We start from the raw sequence: 25,895 nt of genomic DNA, 5'->3' as shown, positions 1-25,895 counted from the left end.
TCAGTCGATTGCCTTGTTGCCGGTTTCACGCTTTGACGAGCGGTTTGGCGGCGGTGCTCATGCGCGGACCCGGGCGAGGAAGCGTTCGACGAGACGCGTCCAGAACGCGGCGCCGATGGTGAGGTTCTCGTCGTTGAAGTCGTAGCGCGCGTTGTGCAGCATCGGCTTGCCTTCGCCATTGCCAAGGCGTACGAAACAACCAGGACGCTGCTGCAGGTAGTACGCGAAGTCCTCGCTGCCTGCGATCGGCGGGAAGGGCGAGATCACGCGCTCCGGTCCGACGAGTTCCTCGGCGACCTCACGCGCGAATGCGGTTTCGGCTTCGCTGTTGACGAGCACCGGATAGCCGGGGACATAGTCGATTTCCACCGTCGCGCCGTAGCTTTGCGCCTGGCCTTCGACCAGGGCGCGAATGCGCGATTCGAGCGTGGCGCGCACCGTCGGCGAGAACGAACGCACGCTCATTTCGAGGGCGGCGTCTTCGGGAATCACGTTCGGCGCGTGGCCCGAGCGGAACGAGCCGACCGTCACGACGGCGGCTTCGTTGGGATCGACGTTGCGCGACACCACGGACTGCAGCGCCATCACGATGCTGCTGCCCACGAGCACGGGATCGACGGCCAGATGCGGGCGCGCTGCGTGGCCGCCCCGTCCGTGAATGCGCAGCTTGACGGTATCGCACGCGGCCATGAGCGGACCGGCGCGAAAGCCGAACGTCCCGGCGGGTACGCCCGGGTGGTTGTGCAGCCCGAAGATGGCTTCGCACGGGAAGCGCTCGAAGAGGCCGTCGGCGATCATGCGCTCGGCCCCGCTGTCCGAGCCGGCTTCTTCCGCGGGCTGGAAGATGAGGTGCACGGTGCCCTCGAAGTTGCGCGTTTTCGCGAGCTGCCGCGCGGCGCCGAGCAGCACCGTCGTGTGGCCGTCGTGGCCGCAGGCGTGCATCTTGCCGTCGTGGACGCTTGCGTAGTCGAGACCGGTCAGCTCCTTGATCGGCAGCGCGTCCATGTCGGCGCGCACGCCCACCGTGCGCGCGCTCGTGCCGACCTGCAGCGACGCCACGACGCCGTGGCCGCCCACGTTGCGCGTGACCTCGTAGCCCCAGGCGGCGAGCTTGTCGGCCACGAAGCGCGAGGTGTCGGCTTCCTCGTACGACAGTTCGGGGTGCTTGTGAAGGTGATGACGGATCGCGTCGAGTTCCGATCGGGCATCGGCCAGGTCGGCGACTTCGCAGTAGCTGCGCTCGCTCACGGGGGACTCCTTTTATTGGAACAGGCTTGGGGTAACAGACAAAGCCGGGTATTGCATCGACGAAAAATTCGACCCATGACGGAAAAGCATCGAAAATGTTGACCTCAAGTCAACGGTTGGGTGTCGCGCCGCCGTAAGGCCGGGCGCGCGCAGGGAGCAGCAGACGTGGTCGATATCGGCCTGTGCACGCGCACCGCCGACGACCCCGCCATGCGCATTCACCCGTTCGCGTCGCGGCCGCTTTGCGCGCTCGTCGCGCCCTCGCACCGCCTCGCGCGGATGCACAAGGTGGCGCCCGCCGAGCTTGCCGGCGAGCGCCTCATCTTCATGACCGAGGCATTCGGCGTGCAGCAATTCGTGCAATCGCGCTTCGAAGACGCGCGCCTGAACGTGATTCCCGCCTATCGCGTGGATCTCTTCAACACGGCGCAGACGCTCGCGGCCGCCGGGCTCGGCGTGGCGTTCATGTCGTCGATCACGGCGCGCCGCGGCATCGAACTGGGGGAACTGGTGGCCGTGCCGATCGATCATCCGATCGCGGCGGGTTTTTCTAGCCAGATGGTCACGCGCGTCGGCTGCAGGCTCTCGCCAGCCGCCGATCACCTGCGCAAGCAGCTCGCGCAGAGTTTTCTGGAGTCGGCGACGCAGTAGGCCGCGTACCGTTGCGCGCGCAACGGCAATGGCTCGCGCTATCCGCTGCTCAATTGCCGATCTGTCCCTGCGCCGAAGGAGTATCCCCGATCCGCAGCACGGCGTCGCGCTTGGCGAGCAGGTGCTGCCGCAGAATCGTGGCGAGCCGTTTGCCGTCGCGCGCGTCGAGCGCTTCGAGCATTTCCTCGTGCTCGTGAATCGCGCGATCCCACTTGGCGGTCTCGAAGTTCGAGCGAAAGCGCAGGGCCTGCAGCCGGCGGTTCACTGTGACATAGATTTGCCGCAGCGCAGGGTTGCGCGCCGCTTCGTTGATCTTGTCGTGGATGGCCTGATTGCGGCTGTAGTAGCCGGCCAGATCGTTCTGCGCGCGGCAGGCGAGCATGGCGTCATGCAACGCCCTGATTTCGGCGATTTCGGCCGCGGTGATGCGCTCGCAGGCCAGCTCGCCGGAAAATGCTTCGAGCCCGCTCATGAGCTCGAAGGTCTCGCGCAGTTCCGCCTCCGACATTTTCGAAACCGACGCGCCGCGATTCGGCGAAATCTCGATCAGCCCTTCGGCCGCGAGCACCTTCAGTGCCTCGCGCAGCGGCGTGCGCGAAATGCCGAGGGTTTCGCACAGCTCGCGCTCGTTGAGCTTGCGGCCGGCCTCCAGCACACCCTCCACGATGAACCGGCGCAGATGGTCGACGACGGTGTCATGGAGTTGCTGACGCGGAACGGGCGGCAGTTCCGGACTGATGGCCGAGGGGTTCAGATTCGGGTTTTGCATGCAAAAGACATTTCAATGACTTCAGCGCATTTTAACTCAGGGCTCAACCCGGAAAATTTCGCAGCTTATCGGGGTAAACCACGCTGGAATCTGGCTTTGGCAGGGCGGCTCATTGGATTATAGTTTTTTGAATGCAAAATTCAAAAACGGGAGCGATTGCATGCTGAAGCTCGATTTCCACCCCGCCGGCCGCCATTTCCTGCAGATTCCCGGGCCGAGCCCCGTGCCCGATCGCATCCTGCGCGCGATGAGCTATCCGACCATCGACCATCGCGGGCCCGAGTTCGGCGCGCTCGGGCTCAAGGTTCTGGAGGGCATCAAGAAGATCTTCAAGACGCAACAGCCGGTCGTGATCTATCCGGCGTCGGGCACCGGCGCATGGGAAGCGGCGCTCGCGAACACGCTGAGCCCCGGCGACACGGTGCTGATGTACGAAACCGGTCATTTCGCGACGTTATGGAAGCAGATGGCCGAACGCCTCGGCCTGAAGCCGGAGTTCCTCGGACTGCCCGGCGTGGAAGGCTGGCGGCGCGGCGTGCAGGCCGACATGATCGAAAAGCGCCTGCGCGAGGACGCGCGGCACGCGATCAAGGCTGTTTGCGTAGTCCATAACGAAACCTCGACGGGCGTGACCTCCGACATCGCCGCGGTGCGTCGCGCAATCGATGCCGCCGGGCACCCGGCGCTGCTGCTCGTGGACACGATCTCGGGTCTCGCGAGCGCGGATTATCGACATGACGAGTGGGGCGTGGACGTGACCGTCTCCGGCTCGCAAAAGGGCCTCATGCTGCCGCCCGGCATCAGCTTCAACGCCGTTTCGGCGAAGGCGCTCGCGGCGAGCGAGCGAGCGTTGCTGCCGCGCAGCTTCTGGAACTGGGCCGAGATCATCGAGATGAACAAGAGCGGCTACTGGCCGTACACGCCGAACACGAACCTGCTCTACGGCCTTTCCGAAGCGCTCGACATGTTGCAGGACGAAGGTCTCGACAACGTGTTCGCCCGGCATCGGCGGCTGGGCGAGGCGTGCCGGCGCGCGGTGCGTGCGTGGGGGCTCGAGATCCAGTGCGCCGACCCCGCTGTCTACAGCCCCGTGCTCACGGGCGTGATGATGCCCGAGGGCGTGGATGCGGACGCCGTGCGCAAGATCATCTACGAGCGCTTCGACCTCTCGCTCGGCACGGGCCTCGGCAAGGTCAAGGGCCGCATGTTCCGCATCGGCCATCTGGGCGACTGCAACGACCTCACGCTGCTCGCGGCGCTTGCCGGCTGCGAGATGGGCCTGCGCATTGCGGGCGTGCCGTTGAAGGACAGCGGCTTGCCGGCGGCGATGGCATATCTCGCGGCGCAGCACCCGGATGTGTCGCTGAAGGCGGCCTGATGCGAGGCGGTAGTCCACGCCGCGTACGGGGCGCGGCGGGTACGACAAACAACGGAGACAGACGATGAAACGGTATCGATTGACGAGCGCGAGCAGCATCGTGCTGATCATGCTCTGCATCATGTACTTCATCACCTACCTCGACCGTGTGAACGTGAGCACGGCGGCGGCGGGCTTCGGCAAGGAATTCAATCTTTCGCACACCGAAGTTGGGCTGGTGTTCTCGGCGTTTGCATATCCGTATCTGCTGTTTCAGATCATTGGCGGCTGGGTTAGCGACCGCTTCGGCGCGCGCCGCACGCTGCTCCTTTGCGGCGCGCTGTGGGGCGTGGCGACGGTGCTCACGGGCATGGCGGGCGGCCTCGCCACGCTGCTCGCCGCGCGTCTGCTGCTGGGCTTCGGCGAAGGCGCGACGTTTCCTGCGTCGACCTCGGCCATGTCGCGCTGGGTCGCCAGGGAGCGGCGCGGGTTCGCGCAGGGCATCACGCATTCGGCGTCGCGTATCGGCAATGCGGTGGCCCCGGCCGTCGTCGTGCTGGTGATGGCGCGCTACGGCTGGCGCGAATCGTTCTACGTCTGCGGGGCGATGAGCCTGCTGTGGGTGGTGGTCTGGGCGTTCACGTTCACCGAGCATCCGAAAGATCACCCGCGCATTTCCGAGGCCGAACTCGCGATCTTGCCGCCGCCCAAGCCTCGCGCGACCGGCCTGCCGTGGATGGCGCTCTTCAGGCGCATGATTCCGGTGACGATCGTCTACTTTTGCTATGGCTGGACGCTGTGGCTCTTCCTCAGCTGGATTCCGCAGTACTTTCTGCACAACTATCATCTTCAGTTGGGGAAATCGGCGATCTTCGCCTCGGTGGTGTTCCTCGCCGGCGTGGTGGGCGACACGCTCGGCGGCCTCGTGACCGACTGGCTCTTCAAGCGCACGGGCAACCTCAAGCGCGCGCGCAGCTGGATGGTCTCGGTGTGCATGCTCGTCACGCTCATCGTGCTGGTGCCGCTGATGTTCGTGCACGATCCCGTCATTTCGATGGCGTGCCTCGCGGCGGGCTTTTTCTTCGCCGAAATGACGATCGGCCCGATGTGGGCGATTCCCATGGACATCGCGCCCGAGTTCTCGGGCACGGCGAGCGGCATGATGAACACGGGCTCCGCGCTCGCGGCGATCATCTCGCCGGTGGTGGGCGGCTTTTTGATCGACCGCTTCGGCAACTGGGATCTGCCGTTCGTCGGCAGCATGGTGCTGATGGGATGCGGCGTGATTCTCGCGTTTCGCATGCAGCCCGAGAGCCGCTTTGCGCTGGGCGAGAAGCCCGGCGACGCCGCCATCTCGCACCAGGGAGCGTGAACGGCGATGGAAGAAGGCGCACGCACTTCGGGCATGCTGGTCAAGCCGGTTCATCTTGTGCCGTCCGTCGCGGGCCACGGCTCGCCGCTTGCGCGGCGTCTGCGCGACGCGCTGCGTGGCGACGTATATTTCGACGCCGCGAGCCGGGGCCGTTACGCAACGGATGCGTCGATCTACCAGATCATGCCCATCGGCGTGGTGGCGCCGCGCGATCAGAACGATCTGCGCGCGGCGCTGGAGGTGGCGCGCGTCGAGCATGCGCCCGTGCTCGCGCGCGGCGCGGGAACGAGCCAGTGCGGCCAGACGGTGGGCGAGGCGCTCGTCATCGACACCTCGAAGTGGCTCAACAACATCGTCGATTTCGATGCCGACGCCCGCACCGTGACGGTCGAGCCCGGGGTTGTGCTCGATCATCTGAATGCGTGGCTCAAGCCGCACGGGCTGTGGTTTCCCGTGGACGTTTCGACGGCCGCGCAGTGCACCATCGGCGGCATGGCGGGCAACAATTCGTGCGGCTCGCGCTCGATCGAGTACGGCAACATGGTGCACAACGTGCTCGGCATCGATGCGATTCTCGCGGACGGCAGCGAAGCGCGTTTTCAGTCGCTCAAGCTGCCGAACGAAGGCGCGGAAAGCGCGCGGCTGGCGGCGCTCGTGGCGGGCGTGCAGCGCATCGCCACGCGCGAGCGCGCTGAAATCGCCGAGCGCGTGCCGAAGGTGCTGCGCCGCGTGGCCGGCTACAACATCGACCTGTTCGACTGCCAGAATCCGCTCGCCTATACCGATGACGGTGCGGCGAATCTCGCGCATTTGCTGGTGGGCTCGGAGGGCACGCTCGCGTTCAGCAGGCAGATCACGTTGAAGCTCGCGCCGCTGCCCGCGCACAAAACGCTGGGCGTCGTGAGCTTCCCGACCTTCCGGCAGGCGATGGATTCGGCGCAGTACATCGTCAAGCTCAAACCGACGGCGGTCGAACTCGTCGACCGCACGATGATCGAGCTGGCGCTCGGCAATCCCGGCTTCAGGCCGGTGATCGAACAGGCGCTGACGGGCAGGCCCGATGCGATTCTGCTGGTCGAATTCTCTGGCGACGAGCGCGCCGCCCAGGTGCGGCGCCTCGATGAACTGGTCGAGCGGATGGGCGACCTGGGGCTGCCCGGCTCCGTCGTGAAGATGGTCGATGCGAACGGGCAGAAAGCGCTGTGGGAGGTGCGCAAAGCAGGCCTGAACATCATGATGAGCATGAAGGGTGACGGCAAGCCTGTTTCGTTCATCGAAGACTGCGCCGTGCCGCTGGAACATCTCGCCGGGTACACGAGCCGCCTCACTGAAATCTTTCATCGGCACGGCACCGAAGGCACGTGGTACGCGCATGCGAGCGTCGGCACGCTGCATGTGCGCCCGATACTCGACATGCGCCGCGACGGCGCGGTGAAAATGCGCGCGATAGCGGAAGAGGCGGCGGCGCTCGTGCGCGAATACAAGGGCGCGTTTTCCGGCGAGCACGGCGACGGCCTGTGCCGCGGCGAGTGGATTGCCTGGCAGTACGGACCGAAACTCAACGCGGCGTTTGCGGAGATCAAGCAACTGTTCGACCCGGAGAACCGCTTCAATCCCGACAGGATCGTGCGCCCGCCGAAGATGGACGACACGAAGCTGTTTCGCTTCGCGCCCGGCTATCGCGAACGGGCATTCCGGCCCATGCTCGACTGGTCGGCGTGGAACGTGCGCCGCGATCCGCTCACGGGTGTGGAGACAGCGCCCGGCAGTGGCGGCGATCTGGCCGGCGGCCTCGCGAAAGCGGTGGAGATGTGCAACAACAACGGCCACTGCCGCAAGTTCGACGCGGGCACGATGTGTCCGAGCTATCGCGTGACGAAGGACGAGCAGCACGTGACGCGCGGCCGTGCAAACACCCTGCGCCTGGCTATCTCGGGGCAACTCGGCAACGATGGCCTCGCAAGCGCGGACGTGAAGCGCACGCTGGACCTGTGCGTGTCGTGCAAGGGCTGCAAGCGCGACTGCCCGACCGGCGTGGACATGGCGAAGCTCAAGATCGAGGCGCGTGCGGCGTGGAGCGCGAATCATGGTTTGACGCTGCGCGAAAAGATGATTGCGTTTTTGCCGCGCTATGCGCAGCGCGCAGCGCAGGCTGGCGGGCTCGTGGACGCGGCCGGGCGCATTCCGTTGATATCGGACTGGGCGAAGCGCGCGATTGGCTTTGCGCCGCAGCGTTCGATGCCGCGATTTCGCCGTTCGTTCCTTTCGGAAGCTTCGCGCGCGAAGCATGACGCGGTGGCGGCGACCAGGGAAGCGGTGCTGTTCGTCGACACCTTCAACGACAACTTCGAACCCGAAAACGCGCGCGCCGCGAAGCGGGTGCTCGAAGCCGCCGGTTATTTCGTCCATTTCAACGTGCGCGGCGATGAACGCCCGCTATGCTGTGGCCGCACGTTCCTCGCCGCAGGGCTCGTAGACGAGGCGAAACGCGAAGCGCGCCGGCTCCTCGATACGCTGATGCCCTTCGTTGCGCGCGGCGTTCCGATTGTCGGACTCGAACCGTCGTGCCTGCTCTCGATGCGCGACGAGTTTCTGCAATACGGTTACGGCGACGAAGCGCGCAAGCTCTCGGCCGCCGCGTTCCTCTTCGAAGAGTTCCTCGTGCGCGAGCAGCGCGAAGGGCGACTCGATCTGCGCTTGCACAAACTCGACGCGCCGCGCGCATGGGTGCACGGCCACTGCCACCAGAAGGCCTTCGACGCCTTCCGGCCGGTGCTCACGGTGCTGGGCTGGATTCCCGGTCTCGAAGTCAAGTCGATCGAATCGTCATGCTGCGGCATGGCGGGGAGCTTCGGCTACGAAGCGGAGCACTACGAAGCATCGCTGGCAATGGCCGAACTGTCGTTGCTGCCGGCCGTGCGCAAAGCCGGGCGCGCCGATCTCGTGGTGGCGGATGGCACGAGCTGCCGCCATCAGATTCATGACGGCGCGAACGCGACGGCGCTGCATGTCGCGCGCGTGCTGGAGATGGCGATGGCGTGACGCAGCGGCGTTATCGGGCGCAAACGGCATCCACCGCGCGCAGCATTCTGCCGAAGAACGCACCCGCGAACTGCGAGTCGAGCCAGCGTACGATCAGCGCGATCTTTCTTTCGGGCTCGATCCACATGAACGAACTGCCTGCGCCGACGCCGAAATAGCTCGACTCCGGCACGCTCGCGAACATGCGCCGCCCCGTGTTGAGCCAGACCAGCGAGCCATAGAACGGCGCGAGCGGGCACGGTGTGCGCATGTGTGCGATCCATTCGCTCGAGAGCACGCGGCGGCCTTGAACCACGCCGTCGTCGAGCAGCATTTGTGCGACCTTCAATTGATCGTTCGCGCTCACCGACATGCCGCCGCCCCAATGCGATCCGCCGGGGACCGATTGCACGCGCTTGCCGCCGATGTCGATCCAGGCGTTGTCGTAACCGACCCATTGCCAGTTTTCGCTCGCGCCGGCAGGACGCATGATCGCCTCGCGAAACACTTCGGGCAACGAACGTTCGAACAGATGCAGCAGAGCGAGCGAGAGCTGGTTGATGCGTACGTCGTTGTATTCCCAGTACGTGCCGGGCGTGCGCAACGGGCGCAATTCGCCCTTCTTGCCGTCGGGCGGCTCGCCGAACGTGACGGCGCGATAGTGATCGGCCTGGTCGGAAAGGCCGAAGCACGTGCCTTGCCATTCGCTCGTCTGTTGCAGCAGATGCGTCCATGTGACCGGGGCGTTGTGCTCGTCGTCGAAGCCGATGCCCGGCACGCGCGCGCGCACGGGCTCGTCGGGATCGGGCAACAGGCCCCGGTCGTGCGCCACGCCAGCAAGCAGCGCGAGATAGGTCTTCGCCACGCTGAAGGTCAGATCGGGGCGGTCGGGCTCGCCCCACTGCGCGAGCAGGCGGCCATCGACGGCCACGGCGCCCGACACGGGCCCGCGATCGTGGACGGGACCGAGCAGGCGGTTCCATGGCGGGGGATCGTTCAGGTGCACGCCGAACTTGCCGTCGGCGTTGCGATCCCATGCCGATTCGTGGTCGATGGAAAACTGGATGGCATCCCGAACTTCTCGCGGAAAATCGTGTTGCATACGTGCGTATTTCCTTCTGGTGTTTGCCGTTTCCCGAAGCGCGGTCAACGTGCGTCCAGCCGTGCGCGCGCCCAGATCAGCGTGACGAGGCTCACGACCGCCGCGAACATCAGCCAGAGCCCCGGCGCGAGATTGTTGCCCGTCGCCGCGATGAGCGAGGCGACCGCGAGCGGCGTGAAGCCGCCGAACACGGTCGTGCCGACGTTGTAGGCGAGCGCCATGCCCGTGGTGCGCGTGCGCGTGGGGAAGAGGCCGGCCATGAGCGCCGGAATCGGCGCGAAATAGGTGACCTTGAGCACGGCGACCCACATCACGGCGGCGAGCAGCGTCAGCAGCGACGGATAGGCGTTCACGAACATGAATGCCGGGTAGACGGTCAGCAAGAACAGCACGCCCGCAACGAGCATGATGCGCGTGCGGCCCACCTTGTCCGACCAGTGGCCCACCACGGGCGTGAGCACCATGGCGATGAGACCCGCGACGAGCGTCGCGATGAAGCCCGACGAAGGCGCGAGACCGAGTTGGCGCGCCGCATAGGTCGGCATATAGAGGAGCACGTATTGCGCGGAGGTGGTCAGCACCAGTGCGCCGATCGAGGCCAGCACGCGCGACTTCTGCGTGGCGAGCAGTTCGCGCACGGGCGATGCGGCCTTTTCGATGCGCTCGAATTCGGGCGTTTCGTCGATACGCCGGCGAATGTAGAGTCCGATGGGACCAATCAGCATGCCGAACAAAAACGGAATGCGCCAGCCCCAGCCTTCGAGCTGCGGCCGCGTGAGCACGCCCATCAGCACCGCGCCGAACAGGGAGGCGAGCAGCGTGCTCGCACCCTGGCTCGAAAACTGCCAGCTCGACATGAAGCCGCTGCGCTGGGGTGCGTGCTCGATCAGGAAGGCCGTGGAGCTGCCGAACTCGCCGCCTGCCGAGAAGCCTTGCAGAAGCCGCGACGCGAAGATGCCGATGGGCGCGAGAATGCCGATCGTCGCGTAAGTGGGCATCAGCGCGACCATGCCGGTGCCGATCGTCATCATCGCGATGGAGAGCGTGAGCGACGCCTTGCGGCCCTTGCGGTCGCTGTACGAGCCGAGCACGAGCGCGCCGAACGGCCGCGCGAGATACGAGAGCGCGAACGTGCCGAGCGTGAGCAGCAGCGACATCGTCGCGTTGTGGACGGGGAAGAAGAGCTTCGACAGCGTGGAAGCGAAGTAGCCGTACGCGATCAGGTCGTAGAACTCGAGCGCGTTGCCTATCGAGGTCGCGAGGATAAGCCGCGAGACGCCTTTCGTCGATGCGGCCGAGGGATGTTGCCCGGTCTCCGACCAGGGCTCGCGGGCGTGATGGGCGGGAACGGAGTCGATACTCATTGCGACGTCCTCATGCAAGCGTTGTCGAAACATGCGGCGCGGGGTTGGACGCCCCAGCTTCTCTTGCGCCGAGGTCCCAGAAGAGACCGGCCATGATGCGCAGCGCGTCGCGCACCACGGGGCCCAGCAGATGTTCGTTCGGCGCATGCTGCGAGCAGCCGGGGTACGAATGCGGCACCCACAGCGTGGGCATGCCGAGCACGTCGGCGAACACGTCGTTGGGCAGCGTGCCGCCGAGGTTCGGCAGCAGCACGGGCTCGTCGCCGGTCGTTTCGCGCAGCGAACGCAGCGCCCATTGCACCCAGGCGTTGTCGGGATCGACGCGGGTGGCGGGCGCGCCGCGCTCCACTTCGAGCTCGACCCTGTGGAAGCCGTGGGCGTCGAGGTGAGCGCGCACGATGCGCTCCAGGTTCCGCCAGTCGGTGCCGACGACGAAGCGGATCTGCAGGTACGCAACGGCGTGCGGCGCAATCGCGTTCACGGGCTTCTGGGGGTTGCCGGTGCCGAAGGCGAGCACCTCGAGATTGTTCCAGCCGAACACACGCTCGGTGGGCGTGAGGCCGGGCTCGCCGTAATCGCGATCGACCTCGGGCTCGCCGGCATTGCCGCCCACGCTGATGCCGGCGAGCGCGCGCCGCACGGACTCGGGAATGGGCGGCGGGCGCAGCCCTTCGACTAGAATCTTGCCGTTCGCATCGACCATCGAGGCGATTGCGTTGGCGAGCACCACACCCGGGTTGCGGAGCAGGCCGCCCCAGTTGCCCGAATGATGGGCGCCTTCGCGCAGCGTCAGTTCGAGCTTGAAATTGACGAGGCCGCGCGAGCCGAGAAAGATCGTCGGCCGCCGGGCGGAAAGGCGCGGGCCGTCGGAGGCGATGAGCACATCGGCGGCGAGTTCGTCGCGCCGCTGCGTGCAGAGTTCATGCAGGCCCGGCGAGCCGATTTCCTCGCCCGTTTCGAAGAGCAGCTTGAGGTTGAAGCCGAGCTTGCCGCCGCGCGCGCCGAGCACGGCTTCGAGCGCCGCGAGATTGATGCTGTGCTGGCCCTTGTTGTCCGCCGTGCCGCGGCCGTACCAGCGCTCGCCGTCGACGGTCACGTCCCACGGCGTGAGGCCTTCGCGCCATTGCGCGTCGTAGCCGCGTACCACGTCGCCGTGGCCGTAGCTGAGCACGGTGGGCAGCGCATCGTCTTCGTGACGGTGGGCGATGAGGAACGGGCCCGCGCCTTCGGCTGGATTGTCAACGACACGGCAGGTAAAGCCCCATTGCGTGAGAAGCGGCGTGAGTTCGTCGTCGAGATAGCCGCGCAGGCGCGCTGCGCTGCCGGGCTCCTGGCTCTCGGTGCGATACGCCACGCGGCGGCGCAAATCGTCGAGGAAGCGGCCCGAATCGTATTGGCCAGCGGCGGTCTGGATGGCGATGTCACGAGTCAATGCGTATCTCCATGCCCGTGGGGCAGTCGGCTTTCGAACGGTATTTCAACCGATGCTGCCGCCGCCGATATTTCTGCACAATTACAATATTTGCGACCTATCGTTGCCGAAACGGCAAAGCGGACGAGGCCGCGCTCATCGACATGGACAACACCGCACTGCGCTATTTTCTGGAAGTGGCCCGCAGCGGCTCGCTGAGCAAGGCGTCCGAACGGCTCTACGTGGCCGTTTCGGCGCTGAGCCGCCAGATCGCCAGGCTCGAAGCGGAACTGGGCACGCCGCTATTCGAGCGGCGCCCGCGCGGCATGGTGCTGAGCGAGGCGGGGCGCCTGCTCGCCGGGCATGCGCGGCGCAGCCTGCTCGAAACGGAGCGCGTGATCGGTGAGATTCGCGGGCTCAACGAGGGCGCCCGCGCGACCATACGCATTGCGAGTTCGGAAGGTCTCGCGCCGCATTTTCTGCCGCAGGTGATCGCGCACTTTCTCAGGTCGTATCCGCAAACGCATTTTCAGCTGGACGTGTCGGCGCCTTCTGTTGCGACGCAGCGCGTGAAGGAAGGGACCGCCGATATCGCGCTGTGCTTCAGCCTCGCCCCGGAGAAAGAGATTGCCGTGCATTATTCGCAGCGCGCGCCCATTTTCGCGCTCATGCGGCGCGATCATCCGCTCGCGGCGCGCGAGTCGGTGTCGCTTGGCGATCTGCGTGCGTGGCCCGTCGCCATGCACAACCAGGGCGTGACGATCCGGCAACTCTTCGACATTGCCTGCAGCCTCGAAGGGCTGATCTTCGAGCCGGTATTCGTCAGCAACTATCATGTGGCGCTGCAAAGTTTCGTACGCCTGACCAACGCCGTCACGTTCACCGGCTTTCTGACCGTGCGCGGCCGCCTTGAAGCAGAGGGGCTTGCCGCCGTGCCGCTGACGAACCCCGAACTGCATCAGCGCACGCTGCAGGTCCAGACCATGGCGGGCCGCACGCTGCCGCAAGCCATGCAGGCATTTCTCGGCCTGCTCACGCGCGCGATCGACGACGAGAGCGTCCTTCCGGATTGAGGAAGCGTGCTCAGGTCGTGAGCCTTGTGCAAAGCCTGCGCATGCCGGCGAAAACGGCTTCGGCTACATCCTCGGGAAACCCCGTGGGAATTCCCGCGCCGACCGCGTCGATCACGCGCGGCGTCTGCGCGGCGACCTGCGCGAGCATGGCTTCGACTTCTGCCGCGGCGAATCCCACGCGCTGGCCTTGCGCGATCCAGTGGCGCGGATAAATCTCTTCGATGCGGTAGTGCCGGTTGCGGCCGCGTACGGCCATCGCGAGACTCGCGCGCTGCGGCGCAATATGGTTGCGGCCCCGGCCGATGATGGGGTGAGCGGAGAGCACGTCGTAGAGCGGCGTGGCCGCGTATTCGCTGCGGGGTAGCAGCGCGATGCTGTAGTTCTTGGCGTGCCCGTCCGTTGCCGCGAGCAGCCAGAAAACGATCTGCGCGACGAAGAAGTTGCGGCGGTCGGCGCTGGCCCGCGCGGAACCGTCGAGCACTTCCATGATCGCGTCGATGCCTGGCCCGCCGTCGGCTTCGTACTTGGCGAGCCCGGACGTGCCGGTGGCCTGGCACAGGTCTTCCTGTGGCAGGCGCACGATCCATTTGCCGTCGCTGGCGAGTCGCCGGTCGAAGCGCTCGACAACCAGCGCCTTCGCATCTTCGAAGTGCGCGATTTCGCACGGCGCGACGGGCAAGCCGTAGGCGGCCATGATCCGCGTGCACAGCCATTCGTTTTCCACCGAGGTGCGCATGTCGGCGCGCATGTTGCCGACCAGACCCAGCGGCAGCTTCAGGATGTGCGTGGTCGGCGTGCTGCCTTCTGGAAGCAGCCACTGCCCGCGATGGCGCAGCAGCGCCGTCTTTTCCTGCGCACCGGCAATGGAAAGGCGCAGGCTGTCCACCGACTCACGCGCGCCCGCGTGCGGGGTGGCCGTCGTTTCCCGCAGCAGTTGCGCGACGTCCGCTTCGCCAAGCGTTCGCCCCTTGATGGTTCTCAGGCTGGCGGGCGCTTCTCCCGCGGGCAGAATTTGCAGCGCGCCCACGCAATCGCGGCCGAGCGCGGCGAGCAGTTCGAACGGCGAGGTCCCGCCAGTCTGGTAGCGCGCGGCGATGCGTCTGCGGATGCGGTCGCTGTCCGGCAGCAGATTGTCGAAATAATCCGCGACGATCCGGCCGCGCCAGACCTGGTTGCCGGGCGTGAACGGCAGTGAGAGCGAGAGCGGGCGGCCTTGCTCGTCTTCGATCCAGCTATCGAGGTACACGAGACGTTCGTTGCCGCGCATGCTTTCCCAGTAGCCCACGGGCAGGCCGTTCATCCACAGGTCGAGCCGGTTAGGACGAGGGCGCGTGCTCACCAGTTTTCCTTTGGTTTGCGGTGAGAGGCGGACTTCGATCGTGGTTCGTCGGCCGACGGCGTGGCCCGGTTTCGTTTGCGAGCGGCCGATGGCGCGGCAGCGCTTGCCGTTTTGACCGCAGGCGTTCTGGACCGGCGGGGCATGGCGTTCGTGGTTTCGGCAATGGCCTGCGATGCCTGCGTTTGCGGCGCGGCAAGCTTGATTTCGACATCGAAGAGCCGCAGGACCCGAAAAAGCCGCTCGACGCTCGCCGTCTCGGGATTTGCCTCGAACGCGGCGTAACTTTGCTGCGAAATGCCGAGCCTCTGGGCCATGGCTTCCTGGGTAAGGCCCGCATGCTTGCGAAAGCCAACGAGAATCGGCCGTAGCTGGTTCAGTGTCTTGACGGGGTAGTCCACGGGGCTCCTGGCGGCGAAACGCATGGCGCAGATGAATACAGTCTATATGTTGTAAGGCAGAAATACAAACTACAGGCTGTAATTGGTTAATACAGGCCATAGGCTGTATCGAGATGTCTGCTGAAATACGGTTACCGGAAGGTTCTCGCTAGTCCGCAACTAACGGCCCCCGCCACGCGGTCCTTTTCGAAAGCCGCTTCGCGGCCATGGCCAGCCGCCGTCGGGCTCGGGCCGGTCGCCAAAAGCGCACGGGAATGAAGCCATCGGCCTCATTCCCTCCGCGCCAACCGGAGAAATCCCCGCAAACTCAGCGATTCACGATGTGCCTGGCACGAGGAACGTGAGCAGCGCGCCGGGAACGAGCGCACTCGCCATCGTATGGATGCCTGTGTTGGCGTTATGGGTGAGATCCTTCATGAAGCACGGGGGAGGGCAATATGATCGAGCGCCTGCGCGCGTCGCTGCCGCATCCCGCGCACGTGCACGTGCACGTGCAGACCGCCGGCAATCCGGGCCGCTCCGAGCCGGGCACCGGTGAAATCCGCCAGGAGTGGGGGCCCGCCGAAATCGAACGCAGCGGCTACGCCGGGTTGATCGGCTGCGAATACGTGCCGTCCGGTGCGGGCGCGCAGCGTTTTGGCTGGCTCGAACCGCTCAGCGCGGCAAAGCCCGCTTGAGTTTGCCGGTGCGACGGTCGACGCGGAGCGCCCGAACCGGCTTGCCTGCGCGGGCCGTTTTCCTGAGCCACACGCGGTTCGCCGTTCATGCCGCAGCGTTCCGGCGCAATGCAAAAAGCAAAGCCCGCGCGAAGTGGGCTTTGCTTTACGTCGACAACCGGTTACTTCGCAACCGGCATCGTAAACTCAGCGCCCTTTTCGGTGCTCTCCGGCCAGCGCTGCATGATCGACTTCTGCTTCGTATAGAAGCGCACGCCTTCCTCGCCGTAAGCGTGCATGTCGCCGAAAAGGCTGCGCTTCCAGCCGCCAAAGCCGTGCCACGCCATCGGCACCGGAATCGGCACGTTGATGCCAACCATGCCCACTTCGATCTGCCGGCCGAACTCGCGCGCCACGTTGCCATCGCGCGTAAAGCAGGCCACGCCGTTGCCGAACTCGTGGTCGTTGATCAGTTGCACGGCTTCCGAAAAGTCCTTCACGCGTACGCAGGCAAGCACCGGCCCAAAGATCTCTTCTTGATAGATGCGCATGTCAGGCGTGACGTGGTCGAACAGCGTGCCGCCGGTGAAGAAGCCGTCTTCGAAGCCTGGCACCTTGAGGCCGCGTCCGTCGACCACGAGCGTCGCGCCTTCCTCCGCGCCCGCCGCGATATAGCCCTCGATGCGCTCCAGCGCCTGGCGCGTGACGACCGGGCCCATTTCCGCGTCGGCTTCCATGCCGTTCTTCACCTTGAGCGCACGCGCACGTTCGGCGAGGCGCGGCACGATCTTGTCGGCCACGTCGCCCACCAGCACCGCCACCGAGATAGCCATGCAGCGCTCGCCCGCCGAACCGTAGCCGGCGCCGATCAGCGCATCCACGGCCTGGTCGAGGTCGGCGTCGGGCATCACGACCATGTGGTTCTTCGCGCCGCCGAGCGCCTGCACGCGCTTGCCGTGCTTCGCGCCGGTCTCGTAGATGTAGTTCGCGATCGGCGTGGAGCCCACGAAGCTCACGGCCTTCACGTCGCGGTGCGCGAGGAGGGCATCGACCACGACCTTGTCGCCCTGCACGACGTTGAACACGCCGTCGGGCAAGCCGGCTTCCTTGAGCAGGCGCGCCATGAAAAGCGAAGCCGAAGGATCGCGCTCGCTAGGCTTGAGGACGAACGTGCAGCCCGCTGCGAGCGCGACCGGAAACATCCAGCAAGGCACCATGGCGGGGAAATTGAACGGCGTGATGCCGGCGACCACGCCGAGCGGCTGGCGCACGGTCCAGTTGTCCATGCCCGTGGAAACCTGCTCGGTGTAATCGCCCTTGAGCAGTTGCGGAATGCCGCACGCGAATTCGATCACGTCGATGCCGCGCGCCACTTCGCCCTGGGCATCGGCGAACACCTTGCCGTGCTCGGCCGTGATGATGGCCGCGAGTTCGTCCTTGTGATGGTTCATCAGTTCGAGAAAGCGCAGCAGGACGCGCGCGCGGCGGATGGGCGGCGTATCGCGCCAGGCCGGGAACGCGGCTTTCGCGCTCGCCACGGCGGCGTCCACGTCGGCGGCTTCGCCGAGCACGAGGCGGCGGGCGGGGGCGCCGGTCGCGGGATTGAAGACCGCTTGCGTACGGTCGCCCGCGCCGCGCCCGGTGTTGCCGCCAATGAAGTGGACTACGTCTGCGGAATCGGTATAGGCCTGCATGTCATCTCCTCGTCGGGTGGGTGCGTGACGCCAGTTTACGAAGCTGGCGTGGACCCGAAAAGGTTATGGCGCTGAATTGATTGTTTTCCACCGTGAACAATCCATGGCACAGACGATGAAAGATGCGATCGCGCCATGCTAGTATGAATGTCGGAAATCACGGATAGACGCGGAATTTTCATCGATGGATACGCAACGGGTCGAAGCGCTCTGGACGCATTTGCACTGGCTGAACGTGCTGGCCGCCCAAGGCAGCTATACGGCAGCGGCGGCGCGCCTGGGCGTGAGCAAGGCGGCCATGAGCCAGCGCATCGCCGAGCTGGAGCGCGTGGCGGGTGTGCCGCTGGTGCAGCGCACCACGCGCAGCGTGCGTTTCACGGAAGCCGGCCGGCGACTCGTGGAAGACACGCGCGCGGAGTTCGACAACATTGCCGCAAGCTTCGCGAGCGTGCGCGAAATGGCCGATGTCGCGAGCGGCACGGTGCGCGTGACGGCGCCCGTCGCGTTCGCGCGCCAGCAGCTCGTGCCGCGTCTTGCGCAGTTTTCGCGGGCCCATCCCGAAGTGCGCGTGCAACTCGAGCTTTCCGACCGGCTCAGTTCGATAGCCAGCGAGGGTTTCGATCTCGCGATTCGCCATAGCGCGCAAGTGCCGGAAACGCACGTGGCCTGGAAGCTCTGCGACACGCGTTCCGTGATCGTCGCGACGCGGGCTTACCTCAAGCAGCGCGGCACGCCGCAAACGCCCGCCGACCTCGCGCAGCACGATTGCCTGTTTTATCCGCGCACGCTGGGGGCGGGCGTGTGGTCGTTCGAAAAGACGGGCCGCCGCGCGGATGGCGCGCGCGAAACCGTCACCGTGAACGGCCCGTTCTCGGCGAACAACAGCGAGGCGCTGCGCGACGCCGCGCTCGAACATCTCGGCATCGCGCTGTTGCCGGATTTCAGCGCGCAGGCGGCGCTGCTGGCGGGCAAGCTCGTGGTTCTGCTGCCCAACTGGCGTCCCGTGGGCGCGTTCGCTTCGCAATTGCACGTCGTGCGGCCGTATGGCGCCCAGGTGCCGCGCGCGGTCAAGCGCTTTACGGAATTCCTGCGGCAAACGTTCAAGGACGGTTTCCCGCTCGCATGAGCCGCGTCCGACTCAGCGAAAGCGGCTGGCTATGGGCTCCGGAATGTTTTCAGGCGTCACGACGACGATGGCCGACGAGGGCACGATGGCCGTTTCCGGCAGCAGCTTGTGAAAGTGCATGAGATGCTGGCACGCCGAACGCATGTCCTGGCGCAGGTCGTGGTGAAGAATCGCCTGCACCTTGCCCGCGCGCAGCAACGCGACGTTGTCGCGGTCCAGATCGTGCCCGATGAAGCAGCGCGGCGCCTGCCCTTGCGTTTCGAGCGCGCGAAGAATCGCGGTGTTGCCGCCGCCCATCGAATACACGGCGCCGATCTCTCCGTGCGCGGCGAGCACGTTGCGCACCCGCGCTTCGGTTTGCGAATCGAGTCCATGCCCACCGCTCGCATCGATGAGCGCGAGTTGCGGATAGCAGGCGCGTAGCGCGCGCCGGAAGCTGATTTCGCGCTCCTCCTCGCCCCGGAAGCGTTCGTCGCTCATGGTAATCAGTACGTTGGCCGCATGAGCGCCCAGCCACTGGCCGATGAGGTAGGCGGCAGTGGCGCCCGCCACGCGATTGTCGAGCCCGGCGTAGGCGATGCGTCCGGACCGCGGGACGTCGGTGAAGATCGCAATCACGGGAATATCGCGGCGTTTCAGCCCGGCAATGGCTCCGGCGATCTCGGGCACGTCGCGCGCCTTGAGCAATACGCCGTGGCTGCCGCGGCGTCCAATGGCCGCCAGCGTTTCGACGACCTCGGCCGTCGTCATTGTTTCGCGCATCACGAAGCGCGGGCGGAACACGGCCGGATGCAGCGCGGGCAATTCCGCTTCGAGGGCGTTGCGGATCTCGTCGGCAAAGCGGGCCGGGGCTTCCACGACGACGTCGATCATGAGCTTGCGCCCGGCCGTCGCGAGCTGGAACGCCTGCTTTTCGAGCTCTTCGATGGCCTGCTCGACGCGCCGCTTCGTATGTTCGCGAACGTGCGCACGGCCGTTCAGCACGCGATCGACCGTCGCGACGCCGAGCCCAGCCTGAAGTGCAATCTCCTTGACCAGAAAGCGATGAGCCATGCCGCCGCCGTCTTGATGTGTTTTTGATGGTTTTCATGGTATCCCGGCGACGGCTGCCGACGCTATCCTTGATCGAAAACGGAGGCCGACACATGAATCAGCACGAGGTCCGCGCGGCGCAATCGGGCCGGCAATGGTATGTCGAGAGCGAGTGCTCGCTCGACGCGTTCGTGAACCAGTTGCACGACGACGGCAGTCCGTTGCGCTTCGCGTCGGACGTGAAACAGGGCATTCCCGTATACGACTGCCGCGTGCTCGAAGGCGCGCTTCACGACGCGCCGTGCCGCGCGCAATTGCAGGCGGAGTGGGCGCACGTGCTGCGCGACGGCGCGGGCGTGCTGGTGCTCGCGCGCGCCTACGCCGACACGCAGCCGGTCGACGCGGCGACCGCCGTGTTCGAAGCCATCATCCGCGCCGAGCGGGAGCAAGGTTCGCGCGCAGCGGATCACTTTGCGAAGGCCGGCGCGAACGACCGCATCTGGAACGCGCAACAGAAGCTTTGCCTCGAGGCGCCGGCCGTATTCGTCGACTACTTCGCGAACCTGCCGCTCATGGCCGTGTGCGAAGCGTGGCTCGGTCCGTGCTATCAGATGACCTCGCAGGTCAACGTGGTGCGCCCAGGCGGCGAGGCACAGCAGGCGCATCGGGATTATCACCTGGGATTCCAGACGATCGCGGCGGCGCAGCGCTTTCCGGCGCACGTGCATCGCCTGTCCGCCTGTCTCACGCTTCAGGGCGCGGTGGCGCATAGCGACATGCCAGTCGAAAGCGGACCCACCAGGCTCTTGCCGTACTCGCAACGATATGCCGAGGGATATCTGGCCTGGCGGCGCAACGATTTTCGTGAGTACTTCGAAGCGCATTGCGTGCAGTTGCCGCTTGCCAGGGGCGACGCCGTATTTTTCAACCCCGCGCTTTTTCATGCGGCGGGCGCGAACCGCACGGCCGACGTGCGGCGTATGGCGAACCTGCTGCAGGTTTCGTCGGCGATGGGCCGCGCGATGGAATCGCTCGATCGCGCGAGCATGTGCAAAGCGATCTATCCCGTGTTGCGCGAGCGGCGTGCGAATGGCCGGATCGGCGAGGCCGCCGCCTTCGCCGCCATTGCGGCGTGTGCCGAGGGCTATCCGTTTCCCACGAATCTCGACCGCGATCCGCCCGTCGGTGGCCTTGCGCCGGAAAGCCAGCAGGCGCTCGTGCAGCGCGCGCTTCGCGAAGGATGGGAGCCGGGCAGATTCGCCGCCGCGTTGAGCGCACAGAGCGCGCGCCGCGACCCGGCAAACGCGGCGCGATGATCGCGTCGCGCCATTGCGGGCAGTTCAAGGCCGCGCGCGCCTCGCTCGGGACCGCGCGCGCACGTCGGGATGCGCGAGCAGTTCGGCGAGCGTGCGGATCGCTTCGTCGATGCGAGGCGACCACGGGTGACCGTAGTTCAGCCGGATGCAGTTCTCGAATGCGTGCGACGCGGAAAAGAGCGGACCGGGCGCCACGCTGATGCCGCGCTCGATGGCGAGACGATGCAGCGCCATGGCGTCGATCGGCTCGCGGAACATGAGCCAGAGAAAGTAGCCGCCTTCGGGGCGCGTGCATTGGGTGCCTTCGGGCAGCCAGCGGCCGATGGCTTCGATCATCGCGTCGCGCTGGCTTTGCATGGCGAGGCGGATCTGCTTCAGGTGACGCTCGTAGCCGCCGTGCTCCAGATAGTCGGCAATGCCGGCCTGCACGGGAATGCTCGCCGAGATGGTCGTCATGAGCTTGAGGCGCTGCACGCGCCCGGCGAAGCGCCCGGCGCTCGCCCAGCCGATGCGATAGCCCGGCGCGAGGTTCTTCGAAAACGAACTGCAGTGCATGACGAGGCCGCGCCGGTCGAAGGCCATGGCCGGCGGCGGATAGTTCGGCGCGTAGTGCAGCTCGCCATACACGTCGTCTTCGATGAGGGGGACGTCGTGTTTCGCGAGCAGTTCGACAAGCGCCTGCTTTTTCTGCGCCGACAGCGTCACGCCGGTGGGGTTCTGGAAATTCGTCATGAACCAGCAGGCGCGGATGGGGTGCTTTTCCAGCGCCGCGGCCAGCGCGTCGAGGTCGAGCCCCGTGGCGGTATCGACGGGAATCTCGACGGCTCTCAGGCCGAGGCGCTCGATCGCCTGCAGCGCAGCGTAGAAACCGGGCGACTCGACGGCAACGATGTCGCCGGGCTGCGTGACCGCCATCAGGCAAAGATTCAGCGCTTCGAGTGCGCCGTTGGTGACGACGATGTCCTCGGCCGGCTGCGAGATGCCCACGCGCATGTAGCGCAGCGCGATCTGCCGCCGCAGGTTCTCGTTGCCGGGCGGCAGATCGACGACCGTGCTCCACGGGCTCACGCTGCGCGCGGCCTGCCCGAGCGATTTCGCAAGGCGCGAGAGCGGAAACAGCAACGGCGAGGGAAAGGCGGAACCAAGCGGCACGATGCCGGGCCGCTTGGCGGCATCGAGCACGGAGAACACCAGTTCGCTGATGTCGACCGTGGCGGTTTCGCCCGTCGTTGCGCGCGCGGTGGCCCGGGTTGGCTTCGCGAGCGGGGCGACGTAGTAGCCGGAGCGCTCTTCGGCACGCACGAGCCCCCACTGTTCGAGCAGATAGTAAGCGCGCGCGGCCGTGGACTGGCTCACGCTGTGCTGGGCGATGATCTGCCGCAGCGAGGGCATGCGCGACCCGGATGCCAGGTTGCCCGAGCGGATTTCGGCGGCCATGCTCTGCGCCAGGCGTTCGTAGCGTGTCATGCGCTTTCGTTCTTCGAATGATCTCGTGAAATGTGCGGAATGCCGCGCAACGCCGCGTGGGGTGGCGAGGCCGTTCGATTTTCGTATGGATGGCCGGACTTGGGAAGCGATCTGCTGCGCTGTTTTTTTCGCCGACTGCTTCTGTACGGCGCGTTCGCAGGGGCGGATCATTGCGGTCAGCGCGCATCGAAGGCCGGGACTGTTCTCCCGGGATGCGCCGGGATTACTGCGCGAGTGCCCGGATCATCACCTAAACCCGCAGAGCTTGCGGCTCTTATTGCCTGTAGCGTGGCAAGCGTTTCGCCCCGGCACGCGAGTGCCGGGGCATTTCTCGTGGCGCCGCGGCGAACACCGGCCATGCCGTCGCCCAGAAATTAAGGAGTACTCGGGAGATTGCGGGCCAGCGACGCGGTTCGGCCTCGCGGTCAGGCCTGAACGTAACGCGCCTCGTCGAGATCGGCGATGAGCGTGGGACCCGTGGGACGCCACCCCAGGCGCGCCTGCGTGAGTGCGCTCGAAGCGGGCATGTCCATGCCGACGAACATGCCCATCCATCCGAAATGCGCCGCCGCTTTCTCCGGGGCGATCGAAACGACGGGCAGGTTCAGGCCGCGGCCAAGCGCTTCGGCGATTTCGCGGCTGCTCACGCCTTCCTCGCCGACCGCGTTGTAGCGCGCGCCCCGTTCCCCTTTTTCCACGGCGAGCCGGTACAGGCGGACGACGTCGCAGAGGTGGCCGGCCGGCCAGCGGTTCAGGCCGTCGCCCACGTAGGCGCACACGCCTTTTTCGCGCGCGATGGCGACGAGCGGCGTAATGAGCCCCTGCCTGAACGGGTTGTGCACTTGCGGCAAACGCACCACGCCAACGTTGACACCTTGTTCCAGCAGCGCCTGTCCGGCCAGTTCGGACGCAATGCGCGGATTGGGATGGCTCGCGTTGAAGACGTCTTCGCGCGCGGGCTCGCCGTGCTGGCCGTTGCCGATGCCCGTGCCGGACGTGATGAGCAACGGACGATCGGAGCCGGCGAGCGCGGACCCGAGCGCCGCAATCGCGCGTTTGTCTTTTTCGCAGTTCTCGACGAAGCGCGAAAAATCGTGATCGAAAGCCGTGTGGATCACGGCATCGGCTTGCGCCGCCCCGTCGCGCAGGCTCTCCGTGTCCTCCAGCGTACCGCGATGCACCTTGGCGCCCGCCCTGGCGAGCGCCACGGCGCCGGTTTCGGAGCGGGTCATGCCGATCACTTCGTGACCGGCTTCGATGAGTTCCGGTACGAGCGCCGAGCCGATGAAGCCGGTCGCGCCGGTCAGAAAAATACGCATGGTCAACGCTCTCCTGGGTCGTGACTCGCGTACTATCCCCGGGATTCGCATACCGTTAAAGTAGTGAGTTCATCCTATTAAGATGACTAACAGGATTTCCATGCCGATCCAGTCGGCCGGCCCGCTCGGCGATTTCCTGAGGCGTTGCCGCACGCGCCTCGACCCGGCCAGCTTCGGCTTCACCGGACGCAGACGCACGCCGGGGCTGCGTCGCGAAGAGGTCGCGCAACGCGCGAACATCAGCCCGACCTGGTACACCTGGCTCGAACAGGGGCGCGGCGGCGCACCCTCGCCGGAGGTTCTGGAGCGCATTTGCAGTGCGTTGATGCTCACCGATTCCGAACGCGAGCACCTCTTCATGCTCGGCCTGGGGCGGCCGCCCGAAGTACGCTACAAGCCCGTGGACGGGGTCAATCCACGGTTGCAGCGCCTACTCGACTCGCTGAGCTATAGCCCGGCCATCGTCAAGACCGCCACGTGGGACGTCGTGGCCTGGAACCGCGCCGCCGCCATCGTGTTGACCGATTACGGCAAGCTGCCCGCTGGCCAGCGCAACATTCTGCGCTTCCTGTTCTGCAATCCCGACGTGCGCGCCAAGCAGCACGACTGGGACAGCGTGGCCCGCTTCATGGTGGGCGCGTTCCGCGCCGACGTCGCGCGTGCGGGCCTCGTTTCCGCCGTGGGCGAACTCGTCGGCGAGCTGTGCAGCCTCAGCCCCGAGTTCGACGCCTTGTGGCGCGAAAACGAAGTGCATACGCATGCGGAAGGCGAGAGCGTCAAGCGCCTGCACCATCCCACGCTGGGGTTGATAGCGCTGGAGCAATCGGTGTTTTCCGTCGATGGCCGGCCCGATCTGCACATGATCGTCTACAACCCGACCGACGCCGGGCAAGCCGGGCGCATCCGGTCGCTGATCGAGCAGTCCTGACCCCGCTGCAATTCGAGCTTGCCGCACGGATATGCATTGCGCTTCTTTCGATCTCACCGATTCTTGGTTCCGTTTCCCTGCCGTGCTTCTTAAGCTGGCTGGTCCGAAGAGCATGCCGCGTGGCGCACACGCGGTTTTCCATGCTCCATGCCAGATACGCGCCACCAATAAGGAAAGCACATGCCAGGAAAGCACATGCCGAACCAATCGACGAAGACGCGAACGCATACACCGTTCTGGCGGCGCTTCAGCCAGATCTTCCGGATCGGCCAGCCGTTGCGCGCATGGTGGAAGCTGGCCGCGCTGGCGTTGTTCGTGGCGCCTGCCATGCCGGCGCTTGCCGCCGCGCCCGCGGAACTCAAGATCGACTACGCGTATTACTCGCCGGAAAGCCTCGTCATCAAGCGCAACGGCTGGCTCGAACAGGCGTTCGCGCCGGATCATACGCAAGTGCGCTGGGTGCTCAGCCTCGGCAGCAATCGTGCGCTCGAGTATCTGAACAGCGGCGCGATCGATATCGGCTCGAGCGCCGGCCTCGCGGCCGTGCTCGCCAGGGCGAACGGCAATCCGATCAGGACGGTGTACATCTTTTCGCGTCCGGAATGGACGGCGCTCGTCGTGCGCAAGGATTCGCCGATCAAGACGCTCGCCGACCTCAAGGGCAAGAAGATCGCCGCCACGAAGGGCACCGATCCGTATCTCTTCACGCTGCGCGCGCTGCACACGGCAGGCCTCGCGCGCGACGACGTGGAGATCGTCAACCTTCAGCATCCGGATGGCCGCACCGCGCTCGTCAACGGCCAGGTCGACGCGTGGGCCGGGCTCGACCCGCACATGGCCGCCGCGCAGATCGACAACGGCGCGCGGCTGCTGTACCGCAACGTCGACTTCAATACGTGGGGATTCCTGAACGTACGCGAAGCGTTTCTGAAGCAATATCCCGACACCGTCACGCGCGTGCTCACGGTCTACGAGCGGGCGCGAGAATGGATCGCCGCGCATCCCGACGAGGCGGCGCAGATCGTCGCCGAAGACTCCAGGGTGTCCCTCGCGGTCGCGAAGCTGCAACTGAGCCGCAACGATTTCAGCCACCCGCAGCCGGGCGCGGCGCAAATCAAGGCGCTCGAAGCCGCCGCGCCGATCCTGATCGAGGAGCAACTGGTCAAGCCGGGCACCGATCTGAACCAGGTGATCGAATCGCTGGTCGACGTGCGGCCATCGCAGGCGCTCGCGTCGGCGCGTCAATAAGCGG

Annotated in this window: 21 protein-coding genes; 10 read left to right on the top strand and 11 right to left on the bottom strand. The window is 65.9% G+C overall.

All coding sequences use genetic code 11. The features are described 5' to 3' along the window. Positions 1-57 precede the first annotated feature (57 nt). Complete coding sequence (locus BLU17_RS17665) at positions 58-1,248, bottom strand: M20 aminoacylase family protein (protein WP_091998873.1); 1,191 nt, start codon at positions 1,246-1,248, stop codon at positions 58-60. Between the two features lie 165 nt (positions 1,249-1,413). Between BLU17_RS17665 and BLU17_RS17660 the strand changes: the two genes are divergently transcribed. Next, the gene (locus BLU17_RS17660; protein WP_245746908.1) at positions 1,414-1,899 is read left to right on the top strand and encodes a LysR substrate-binding domain-containing protein; all 486 of its coding nucleotides are present in this window, start codon (positions 1,414-1,416) and stop codon (positions 1,897-1,899) included. A gap of 49 nt (positions 1,900-1,948) precedes the next feature. Here the strand turns inward: BLU17_RS17660 and BLU17_RS17655 are convergent, their stop codons facing one another. After that, a complete protein-coding gene (locus tag BLU17_RS17655) occupies positions 1,949-2,668 on the bottom strand; it encodes a GntR family transcriptional regulator (protein ID WP_091998870.1) in 720 nt (239 codons plus the stop codon). A gap of 160 nt (positions 2,669-2,828) precedes the next feature. On the opposite strand from BLU17_RS17655, the gene BLU17_RS17650 reads away from it, so the two are divergent. The 3 genes from BLU17_RS17650 (at position 2,829) to BLU17_RS17640 (ending at position 8,439) form a co-directional block, all read left to right on the top strand. Beyond that, positions 2,829-4,046: a pyridoxal-phosphate-dependent aminotransferase family protein gene (locus tag BLU17_RS17650; protein WP_091998868.1), complete on the top strand. Its 1,218-nt coding sequence runs from the start codon at positions 2,829-2,831 to the stop codon at positions 4,044-4,046. Between the two features lie 64 nt (positions 4,047-4,110). Next, entirely contained in the window at positions 4,111-5,397 is a 1,287-nt protein-coding gene (locus BLU17_RS17645) for an MFS transporter (RefSeq protein WP_091998864.1), read from the top strand. A 6-nt stretch (positions 5,398-5,403) separates the two neighbouring features. Then, the gene (locus BLU17_RS17640) at positions 5,404-8,439 is read left to right on the top strand and encodes an FAD-binding and (Fe-S)-binding domain-containing protein (RefSeq protein WP_091998860.1); all 3,036 of its coding nucleotides are present in this window, start codon (positions 5,404-5,406) and stop codon (positions 8,437-8,439) included. 10 nt (positions 8,440-8,449) lie between these two features. On the opposite strand, the gene BLU17_RS17635 is transcribed toward BLU17_RS17640, so the two are convergent. From BLU17_RS17635 to BLU17_RS17625, 3 genes are read right to left on the bottom strand one after another with little or no spacing between them, the layout of a single operon-like run. Beyond that, positions 8,450-9,520, bottom strand: coding sequence for a serine hydrolase domain-containing protein (locus BLU17_RS17635; RefSeq protein WP_091998858.1), 1,071 nt, complete (start codon positions 9,518-9,520; stop codon positions 8,450-8,452). A 44-nt stretch (positions 9,521-9,564) separates the two neighbouring features. Continuing rightward, on the bottom strand, positions 9,565-10,884 hold the full coding sequence (locus tag BLU17_RS17630; RefSeq protein WP_091998855.1) for an MFS transporter: 1,320 nt from the start codon (positions 10,882-10,884) through the stop codon (positions 9,565-9,567). Between the two features lie 10 nt (positions 10,885-10,894). Beyond that, positions 10,895-12,316 carry a M20 family metallopeptidase gene (locus tag BLU17_RS17625; RefSeq protein WP_091998853.1) on the bottom strand — a complete coding sequence of 474 codons (1,422 nt, stop codon included), beginning with the start codon at positions 12,314-12,316 and terminating at the stop codon, positions 10,895-10,897. 143 nt (positions 12,317-12,459) lie between these two features. On the opposite strand from BLU17_RS17625, the gene BLU17_RS17620 reads away from it, so the two are divergent. Further along, entirely contained in the window at positions 12,460-13,368 is a 909-nt protein-coding gene (locus tag BLU17_RS17620) for a LysR substrate-binding domain-containing protein (protein ID WP_091998958.1), read from the top strand. Between the two features lie 10 nt (positions 13,369-13,378). Here BLU17_RS17620 and BLU17_RS17615 read toward each other — a convergent pair whose 3' ends face one another. Further along, positions 13,379-14,668, bottom strand: a complete 1,290-nt coding sequence (locus tag BLU17_RS17615) for a type II toxin-antitoxin system HipA family toxin (protein ID WP_091998850.1) — start codon at positions 14,666-14,668, stop codon at positions 13,379-13,381. A 35-nt stretch (positions 14,669-14,703) separates the two neighbouring features. Further along, positions 14,704-15,129, bottom strand: a complete 426-nt coding sequence (locus BLU17_RS17610; RefSeq protein WP_091998847.1) for a helix-turn-helix transcriptional regulator — start codon at positions 15,127-15,129, stop codon at positions 14,704-14,706. 413 nt (positions 15,130-15,542) lie between these two features. On the opposite strand from BLU17_RS17610, the gene BLU17_RS17605 reads away from it, so the two are divergent. Continuing rightward, positions 15,543-15,782, top strand: a complete 240-nt coding sequence (locus BLU17_RS17605) for a hypothetical protein (protein ID WP_091998844.1) — start codon at positions 15,543-15,545, stop codon at positions 15,780-15,782. 161 nt (positions 15,783-15,943) lie between these two features. On the opposite strand, the gene BLU17_RS17600 is transcribed toward BLU17_RS17605, so the two are convergent. Then, positions 15,944-17,455 (bottom strand): CoA-acylating methylmalonate-semialdehyde dehydrogenase, encoded by a 1,512-nt coding sequence (locus BLU17_RS17600; RefSeq protein WP_091998842.1) that lies wholly within the window; start codon positions 17,453-17,455, stop codon positions 15,944-15,946. Positions 17,456-17,639: 184 nt separating this feature from the next. Between BLU17_RS17600 and BLU17_RS17595 the strand changes: the two genes are divergently transcribed. Next, positions 17,640-18,581, top strand: coding sequence for a LysR family transcriptional regulator (locus BLU17_RS17595; RefSeq protein WP_091998840.1), 942 nt, complete (start codon positions 17,640-17,642; stop codon positions 18,579-18,581). A gap of 12 nt (positions 18,582-18,593) precedes the next feature. Here the strand turns inward: BLU17_RS17595 and BLU17_RS17590 are convergent, their stop codons facing one another. Next, the gene (locus BLU17_RS17590) at positions 18,594-19,634 is read right to left on the bottom strand and encodes a LacI family DNA-binding transcriptional regulator (protein WP_091998837.1); all 1,041 of its coding nucleotides are present in this window, start codon (positions 19,632-19,634) and stop codon (positions 18,594-18,596) included. Positions 19,635-19,726: 92 nt separating this feature from the next. On the opposite strand from BLU17_RS17590, the gene BLU17_RS17585 reads away from it, so the two are divergent. Then, positions 19,727-20,929: a phytanoyl-CoA dioxygenase family protein gene (locus BLU17_RS17585; RefSeq protein ID WP_091998834.1), complete on the top strand. Its 1,203-nt coding sequence runs from the start codon at positions 19,727-19,729 to the stop codon at positions 20,927-20,929. 24 nt (positions 20,930-20,953) lie between these two features. Here the strand turns inward: BLU17_RS17585 and BLU17_RS17580 are convergent, their stop codons facing one another. Then, a complete protein-coding gene (locus tag BLU17_RS17580; protein ID WP_091998830.1) occupies positions 20,954-22,396 on the bottom strand; it encodes an aminotransferase-like domain-containing protein in 1,443 nt (480 codons plus the stop codon). Positions 22,397-22,821: 425 nt separating this feature from the next. Continuing rightward, complete coding sequence (locus BLU17_RS17575; protein ID WP_091998827.1) at positions 22,822-23,715, bottom strand: SDR family oxidoreductase; 894 nt, start codon at positions 23,713-23,715, stop codon at positions 22,822-22,824. Between the two features lie 100 nt (positions 23,716-23,815). Between BLU17_RS17575 and BLU17_RS17570 the strand changes: the two genes are divergently transcribed. Continuing rightward, entirely contained in the window at positions 23,816-24,643 is an 828-nt protein-coding gene (locus BLU17_RS17570) for a helix-turn-helix transcriptional regulator (RefSeq protein ID WP_091998824.1), read from the top strand. Between the two features lie 195 nt (positions 24,644-24,838). Beyond that, on the top strand, positions 24,839-25,891 hold the full coding sequence (locus BLU17_RS17565; RefSeq protein ID WP_091998821.1) for an aliphatic sulfonate ABC transporter substrate-binding protein: 1,053 nt from the start codon (positions 24,839-24,841) through the stop codon (positions 25,889-25,891). Positions 25,892-25,895 lie beyond the last annotated feature (4 nt).

This window comes from Paraburkholderia lycopersici, from assembly GCF_900096975.1.
Taxonomy (GTDB): Bacteria; Pseudomonadota; Gammaproteobacteria; order Burkholderiales; family Burkholderiaceae; genus Paraburkholderia; species Paraburkholderia lycopersici.
This window is presented reverse-complemented; position numbering and strand designations above follow the sequence as displayed.